6 protein-coding genes and 1 riboswitch are annotated in these 7,959 nt (G+C 61.4%); of the genes, 4 read left to right on the top strand and 2 right to left on the bottom strand.

Annotated elements, in window-relative coordinates; translation table 11 throughout:
* Positions 1-1,264: adenosylhomocysteinase (gene ahcY / locus ACY693_RS10745; RefSeq protein ID WP_462321825.1), on the bottom strand; the 1,264-nt coding region annotated here is incomplete at its 3' end.
* Positions 1,265-1,284: 20 nt separating this feature from the next.
* Positions 1,285-1,370, bottom strand: a riboswitch (S-adenosyl-L-homocysteine riboswitch).
* Between the two features lie 23 nt (positions 1,371-1,393).
* Entirely contained in the window at positions 1,394-2,563 is a 1,170-nt protein-coding gene (gene metK, locus ACY693_RS10740) for a methionine adenosyltransferase (protein WP_462321824.1), read from the bottom strand.
* 362 nt (positions 2,564-2,925) lie between these two features.
* On the opposite strand from metK, the gene ACY693_RS10735 reads away from it, so the two are divergent.
* From ACY693_RS10735 to pgk, 4 genes are all read left to right on the top strand, one after another.
* Positions 2,926-3,483: a thioredoxin family protein gene (locus ACY693_RS10735; protein WP_462321823.1), complete on the top strand. Its 558-nt coding sequence runs from the start codon at positions 2,926-2,928 to the stop codon at positions 3,481-3,483.
* A 363-nt stretch (positions 3,484-3,846) separates the two neighbouring features.
* Positions 3,847-5,859 carry a transketolase gene (gene tkt, locus ACY693_RS10730; RefSeq protein WP_462321822.1) on the top strand — a complete coding sequence of 671 codons (2,013 nt, stop codon included), beginning with the start codon at positions 3,847-3,849 and terminating at the stop codon, positions 5,857-5,859.
* Between the two features lie 113 nt (positions 5,860-5,972).
* Complete coding sequence (gene gap, locus ACY693_RS10725) at positions 5,973-6,974, top strand: type I glyceraldehyde-3-phosphate dehydrogenase (RefSeq protein WP_462321821.1); 1,002 nt, start codon at positions 5,973-5,975, stop codon at positions 6,972-6,974.
* Between the two features lie 280 nt (positions 6,975-7,254).
* Positions 7,255-7,959: phosphoglycerate kinase (gene pgk / locus ACY693_RS10720; protein ID WP_462321820.1), on the top strand; the 705-nt coding region annotated here is incomplete at its 3' end.

Here is a 7,959-nt window from a genome sequence, read left to right as displayed (position 1 = left end):
GGATGTGCACGCCCAGCGGATACTCATTGGGCTTGTTGAAGATCTCGATCTGCGCGACCACCTGGTTGGTGAACGAGTTCGACATCACGAAGCTCGGATGTCCTGTCGCGCAGCCCAGATTCACGAGGCGCCCGCGTGCCAGCAGGGTGATGCGATGGCCATCCGGGAAGATGATCTGATCGACCTGTGGCTTGATCTCGATCCACTCCAGATCCTTCAGGGAGTTGACCTGGATCTCGTTGTCGAAGTGGCCGATGTTGCAGACGATGGCCTGATCCTTCATCCGCGACATGTGGCTGTAGGTGATGATGTCCTTGTTGCCGGTTGCGGTGACGAAGATGTCGGCCTGATCGATGACGTCATCGAGGCGTACAACGCGATAGCCTTCCATCGCCGCCTGCAGCGCACAGATCGGATCGATCTCGGTGACCCAGACGTTGGCGCCGAGACCACGCAGCGAGGCTGCCGAGCCCTTACCGACATCGCCATAGCCACAGACCACCGCGACCTTGCCCGCGATCATCACATCGGTGGCGCGCTTGATGGCGTCGACCAGCGATTCGCGGCAGCCGTAGAGGTTGTCGAACTTCGACTTGGTGACCGAATCGTTGACGTTCATCGCCGGGAACAGCAGGGTGCCCTTCTTGAACATCTCGTAGAGGCGATGGACACCGGTGGTGGTCTCCTCGGTGACGCCCTTGATGTCCTTGGCGATCTTGTGCCAATGCTCGCGGTCCTTCTCGAAGGTGCGCCCGAGCACGCCGAGCACGGCGGTGAACTCTTCATCGTCATCCGGGTCAGCCGTCGGCACGGCTCCGGCCTTCTCGAACTCGACGCCCTTGTGCACCAGCAGGGTGGCGTCGCCGCCGTCGTCGAGGATCATGTTCGGCCCCTTGCCGTCGGGCCAGTTCAGCACCTGCTCGGTGCACCACCAGTACTCTTCCAGCGTCTCGCCCTTCCAGGCATAGACCGGGATGCCGCGCGCGGCCATGGCTGCAGCGGCATGATCCTGAGTCGAGAAGATGTTGCACGAGGCCCAGCGCACCTCGGCGCCGAGCTCGACCAGGGTCTCGATCAGGACCGCGGTCTGGATGGTCATGTGCAGGCTGCCGGTGATGCGCGCGCCCTTGAGCGGCTTGCTGTCGCAGTACTTCGTGCGCAGGGCCATCAGGCCCGGCATCTCGGTCTCGGCGATGTCCAGCTCTTTGCGGCCGTAATCGGCCAAGGCGATGTCTGCAACCTTATAGTCGTTGAACTCACTCATGGTATTCAGCTCCTGAGTATCGTGAGTGAGCGCCGTTGATCTGATGTATCCCCCGCGAGCCTGGCAGGACGCCTGTTTCGGTCCTGTTGCAGCGCTCCTCGCGCGAGATTGAGGATGTCGATCGGGCGCTTAGAGCCCAGCAGCGTCTTTCAGTTGCGCGGCCTTATCGGTGCGCTCCCAGCCGAACTCCGGCAGCTCGCGGCCGAAATGCCCGTAGGCGGCGGTCTTGCGGTAGATCGGCTTGACCAGACCCAGCATGTTGATCAGCGCGTAGGGGCGCAGGTCGAAGTGCTCGCGGACCAGGGTTGCGATGCGCTCCTCGTCGATCTTCGCGGTGCCGAAGGTCTCGACCGAGATCGAGGTCGGCTCGGCGACGCCGATCGCGTAGGAGATCTGGATCTCGCAGCGATCTGCAAGGCCAGCGGCGACGATGTTCTTGGCCACATAACGGCCAGCGTAGGCCGCTGAGCGGTCGACCTTCGACGGGTCCTTGCCGGAGAAGGCACCGCCGCCGTGACGCGCCATACCACCATAGGTGTCGACGATGATCTTGCGTCCGGTCAGGCCGCAGTCGCCCACGGGGCCGCCGATGACGAAGCTGCCGGTCGGGTTGATGTGGAACTTGGTGTCCTTGTGAATCCACTCGGTCGGGATCACCGGTTTGATGATGTTCTCCATCACCGCTTCCTGCAGGTGCTTGTAGTCGATGTCCGGATCATGCTGGGTGGACAGGACCACGGCGTCGACGGCAACCGCGAAGCCGTTCTCGTAGCGCATGGTGACCTGGCTCTTGGCGTCCGGGCGCAGCCACTCGAGCACCTTCTCCTTGCGCATCTCCGACTGGCGCTCGACCAAGCGGTGCGCATAGGTGATCGGCGCTGGCATCAGCACGTCGGTCTCGTTGGTCGCATAGCCGAACATCAGGCCCTGGTCGCCGGCGCCCTGCTCCTCGGGGCTGCTGCGATCGACGCCTTGGGCGATATCGGTGGACTGCTTGCCGACCAGCGACATCACCGCGCAGGTGTTGCCGTCGAAGCCGACATCGGAGCTGTCGTAGCCGATGTCATTGACGACGCCACGCACCAGGGTGTCGAAGTCGACCCAGTGGTCGGTGGTGATCTCGCCGGCGACGATGACCGCGCCGGTCTTGACCATGGTTTCGCAGGCGACTCGGGCGTGCTCGGGATTGCTATCGTTGGCCAGAATGTCGTCGAGGACGGCATCCGAGATCTGATCAGCAACCTTGTCCGGATGGCCCTCAGAGACCGACTCTGAGGTAAAAATGAAATTCTCTGACATAGATCGAAGGTCTCTCGTTAGGCTCCGCCGCAGCCGCCGGAAGATGGCCGAAGGATGGCCGGTAGCGTCGCGTTGCGGATGGTTAATCAATTGACGAGAGTCGACCAGTGTAAACGATTGCCACGCTTGTTCACAGGGGCTCGGGCCATTCAGGACCCCCAAGCGAGCCCCCTTTGGTTGCCAATAATATTATTAAAAACAGTGGTATAAGGCCGTCCTCAATCGGCTTCGTTGGGTGCCTCGGTGGGCTGAAAATGGCGCCCTAGAGTCCACCCTGGGCCAGGATTTCCGGCCTTGGTCGGCCTGCTCGTTGGGTTACCATAGCAACCGATAAAGTTGATCGCTTTGGAGGGTCTTAGACGATGGTCTCACTCGAAACACCGGTTTGCGACTTCGGTCAGAAGGCGCCTGATTTTGCACTCCCCGGGGTCGATGGCCGCACCTGGCGGCGCGATGACTGCCTGGGTCCAAACGGCCTGCTGGTGATGTTCATCTGCAACCACTGCCCCTACGTGAAGGCGGTGCGAGAGCGCCTGGTGCGCGATACCCGGGAGTTGATGTCGCTCGGTGTTGGGAGCGTTGCGATCATGGCGAATGATCCAGCCGACTACCCGGAGGACTCGTTCGAGAACATGAAGGCGGTGGCCTTGGAGCATGACTTCCCGTTTCCGTACGTCATCGATGAGAGCCAGGAGGTCGCCAAGGCCTATGGGGCGATCTGCACACCGGATTTCTTCGGCTATAACAGCGCGCTCGAGCTGCAGTATCGAGGGCGACTCGACGAGAGCCGCAAGGAGACAGCGCCTGAGTATGTTCGTCGAGACCTGTTCGAGGCGATGAAGCAGGTGGCGGAGACGGGCCGAGGGCCTGAGCACCAGATCCCAAGTGTCGGCTGCTCCATCAAGTGGCGGGATGGCTGATGCGTGCCGAGAAGATCCTGCCGCAGCTATCTGCCCTAAGTCATTTAGTTTACGGCTGAATGTGACCTTCGCCAGATGCGCGCTAGCAGTTGGGCTCTGCGGCAGTACTTGCGCAAAATGCTTCAGTAATTCTTAATATTGGGATCTGGTAACACAGTCCGATCCTAAGTCCTGGTCAATTGCTTGGCTTATCGGTCTGGTTTCGGCGAGAATGGATGGCTTAGTGTCCGCGATATGCGGCGATCGAAGTGCGACCGCTGTCGTGCAGACGCGCCTGCCGCTGTGGCCTCTCCGGCCGGGGCGCGCCGGCTCATGTTCACTAGCAGAATTAATCACCCGAAAAAACTTGATCAGGAGGGGCAGATGTCCTCACGCAGAGAACTAGCCAATGCCGTGCGCGCACTCAGCATGGATGCGGTCCAGAAGGCTAAATCTGGACATCCAGGCGCGCCGATGGGCATGGCTGACATTGCCGAGGTGCTGTGGAATGATTATATGCAGCACAATCCACAGAATCCGCACTGGCCTGATCGCGATCGATTCGTGCTCTCGAATGGTCATGGCTCGATGCTGCTCTACTCGCTGCTGCACCTCACTGGCTATGGTGTGAGTATCGAGGACATCAAACAGTTCCGCCAGCTGCACTCGAAGACGCCAGGTCACCCGGAGTATGGCTATGCGCCCGGTATCGAGACCACCACCGGTCCACTCGGGCAGGGCATCAGCAATGGCGTCGGCATGGCCCTGGCCGAGAAGGTCTTGGCAGCGCAGTTCAATAAGCCTGGTCATGAGATCGTCGACCATCACACCTATGTGTTCCTCGGCGACGGCTGCCTGATGGAAGGCATCTCGCACGAGTCTTGCTCGTTGGCTGGTGCGCTGGGTCTGGGCAAGCTGATCGCGTTCTACGACGACAACAATATCTCGATCGATGGCGAGGTTCGCGGTCACGGTGATGTCCCGGCCTGGTTCCTCGACGATACCCCGAAGCGCTTCGAGGCCTACAACTGGCATGTCATCCCGAAGGTGGATGGCCATGATGCCGAAGCGGTCAAGGCGGCCATTGAAGAGGCGCGGGCCGTGACCGACAAGCCGACGCTGATCTGCTGTCAGACCGTGATCGGCTTCGGCTCGCCGAACAAGCAAGGCAAAGAGGAATGCCATGGTGCACCGCTCGGCGACGACGAGATTGCACTGACGCGCGAGGCGTTGGGCTGGACGCATCCGCCGTTCGAGGTCCCAGAGGCGATCTACTCTGGCTGGGATGCGAAACAGCGCGGTGCGGATGCTGAGCGCGCATGGAATGACAAATTCGCCGCTTATCAGGCTGAGTTCCCCGCCGAGGCCGCCGAGTTCGAGCGCCGCATGGCAGGCAAGCTGCCTGAGGACTTCGATGCCAAGGCCTGGGAGTTCATCAAGTCGGTCGATGCCAAGGCCGAAAAGATCGCGACCCGTAAGGCCTCGCAGAACGCACTCAATGGCCTGGGCCCATTGCTGCCTGAGCTGCTCGGCGGCTCGGCCGATCTGGCGGGCTCAAACCTGACCCTCTGGTCGGGCGCCAAGGGCGTCAGCCCGGGCGGTGCAGGTGGTAACTACATCTATTACGGCGTGCGCGAGTTTGGCATGTCGGCCATCATGAATGGTGCGACCCTGCACGGCGGCTTCAAGCCCTACGGCGCGACCTTCCTGATGTTCATGGAATATGCACGCAACGCCGTGCGTATGGCGGCGCTGATGAAGATCAACCCGATCTTTGTCTACACCCATGATTCCATCGGCCTCGGTGAAGACGGCCCGACCCATCAGCCAGTCGAGCAGGTCTCGATCCTGCGCCTGACACCGCGCATGTCGACCTGGCGTCCCTGTGACGCGGTTGAGAGTGCGGTCGCTTGGAAGCTCGCGATCGAGCGCACCGGCGGCCCAAGCGCCCTGATCTTCTCGCGTCAGGGTGCGGCTCACATGAGCCGCACTGAGGAGCAGATGCGCGCGATCGAGAAGGGCGGCTATGTGCTGCGCGACTGCGAGGGCACGCCGGATGCGATCATCATCGGCACTGGTACCGAGGTCGAGCTGGCGACGACGGCAGCCGAGCAGCTCAGTGCCAAAGGCCGCAAGGTCCGCGTCGTCTCGATGCCTTCAATGGATACCTTCGATGCTCAGGATGCGGCCTACAAGGAGTCGGTCTTGCCTGATGCGGTCAAGGCCCGCGTCGCGGTCGAGGCCGGGGTCTCCAATCTCTGGCCGAAATACGTGGGCATGCACGGCAAGATGGTTGGCGTCGACACCTTTGGCGAATCGGCACCTGCTGCGGACGTGTATAAGGAGTTCGGCATCACCGCCGAGGCCGTTGCCGACGCCGTCGAGAGCCTGCTCTAAGGTCTGGATCGCCGATCCAATCCGCGCCCGATCAGCGCCAGGGCGATCCCTCACTGATTGGGCGAGCCTGAGACTTACCTATTCTTTATCACTCGTCTACGAGGAGTAACCCCATGACCCTGAAAGTTGGCATCAATGGCTTTGGCCGTATCGGTCGCATGGCCTTCCGCGCAATCGCGAAGGATTTCCCGGATATGCAGGTGGTTGGCATCAACGACCTGCTCGACCCTGACTACCTGGCCTACATGCTCAAGTACGACTCGGTGCATGGCAACTTTGCCGGCGATGTCTCGGTCGATGGCAATACCATGACCGTCAACGGCAACGCGATTCGCCTCACGGCCGAGCGCGATCCATCGAAGCTGGCTTGGGGCGATATCGGGGCCGATCTGGTGCTCGAGTGCACCGGCTTCTTCCTCACGACCGAGACCTGCCAGGCGCATATCGACGCTGGTGCCAAGAAGGTCGTGCAGAGCGCGCCGTCGAAGGACAGCACGCCGATGTTCGTCTATGGCGTCAACCACAACACCTATGACGGTCAGGCGATCATCTCGGCTGCCAGCTGCACCACCAACTGTCTGGCACCGGTCTCCAAGGTGCTGCACGACAACTGGGGCATCAAGCGTGGCCTGATGACCACCGTGCATGCGGCCACGGCCACCCAGAAGACCGTCGATGGTCCCTCGATGAAGGACTGGCGCGGTGGACGTGGCATCCTCGAGAACATCATCCCGTCCTCAACTGGCGCCGCCAAGGCCGTCGGCAAGGTCCTGCCAGAGCTTAATGGCAAGCTGACCGGCATGGCCTTCCGCGTACCGACCTCGGACGTCTCGGTGGTCGACCTGACCTGCGAGCTGAGCAAAGAGGCCAGCTACGACGACATCTGCGCGGCGATGAAGGCGGCCTCGGAGTCGGGTGATCTCGCTGGCGTGCTGGCCTACACCGAGGACAAGGTGGTCTCAACCGATTTTCGCGGTCATGGCACGCCCTCGATCTTCGATGCCGGCGCCGGCATCATGCTCGACCCGACCTTCGTCAAGGTCGTTGCCTGGTATGACAACGAGTACGGCTACACCTGCAACTTCCTGCGCATGGCGCAGCATGTTGCCGGCTGATTAGCTGATTGCGGCGTTGGTGGCTCTGAAGGCGAGACCCTAAGAGCCACCGACCTCTCGCACCCGAATCAGTCGCGGCGCGCTCGGCGGTTCGATGACAATGACACAAGCAATAGGACGATCGCTGGGGCAGGCTGCGAGCCTTCTGCGTTGTCGCTGTGAGCACGATGCCGCTATCGCGACCCGCTGAGAACGATCTCGCTGAGAACGATGTGGAAAGCCCGAGGGTTTTCCAGATTGCTCAAGGCTCTTTGACACCATTTCGATGAGGCTCATTGCTATGTCCTTTACCAAGCTCACCGATCTTGACCTGGCCGGTAAACGGGTTCTGATCCGCTCCGATCTCAATGTGCCGGTCAAGAACGGCAAGGTGACCTCCGACGCCCGGATCACGGCTTCGCTGCCGACCTTTGAGCACTGCCTCAAGGCCGGCGCCAAGGTCATGGTCATGTCGCACCTGGGCCGCCCGGAAGAGGGTGTCTACTCCGAGGAGAACTCGCTGGCACCCGTGGCTGTCGATCTTGGCGCCAAGCTCGGCCGTGAGGTGCGGCTGATCAAGGATTATCTGGAGACCGCTCCGGAGGTGGCAGACGGTGAGCTGGTGCTGCTCGAGAACGTGCGCTTCAACAAGGGCGAGAAGAAGGACGACGAGGCGCTGTCGAAGCAGTATGCGTCGCTCTGTGATGTCTATGTGATGGATGCCTTCGGCACCGCGCATCGGGCTCAGGCCTCGACCCACGGCGCTGGCAAGTTCGCGCCAACTGCCTGCGCCGGTCTGCTGCTGGCCGAGGAGCTGGATGCGCTGCAGAAGGCCTTGGCCGATCCCAAGCGGCCGATGGTGGCCATCGTCGGTGGCTCCAAGGTCTCAACCAAGCTGACCGTGCTTGAGGCCCTGTCGACCAAGGTTGATCAGCTGGTCGTCGGCGGTGGTATCGCCAACACCTTCATCGCGGCTGATGGCCACAAGGTTGGCAAGTCGCTCTAC

This window comes from Halochromatium sp., assembly GCF_054919635.1.
Note: the sequence above shows the minus strand (reverse complement) of the source record. Positions and strands in the feature narration are given on the sequence as shown.

Coding starts and splice junctions, on each gene's coding strand:
- gap (WP_462321821.1), top strand. CDS start 5,973: ATGACCCTGAAAGTTGGCATCAATGGCTTTGGCCGTATCGGTCGCATG.
- ACY693_RS10735 (WP_462321823.1), top strand. CDS start 2,926: ATGGTCTCACTCGAAACACCGGTTTGCGACTTCGGTCAGAAGGCGCCT.
- tkt (WP_462321822.1), top strand. CDS start 3,847: ATGTCCTCACGCAGAGAACTAGCCAATGCCGTGCGCGCACTCAGCATG.
- metK (WP_462321824.1), bottom strand. CDS start 2,563: ATGTCAGAGAATTTCATTTTTACCTCAGAGTCGGTCTCTGAGGGCCAT.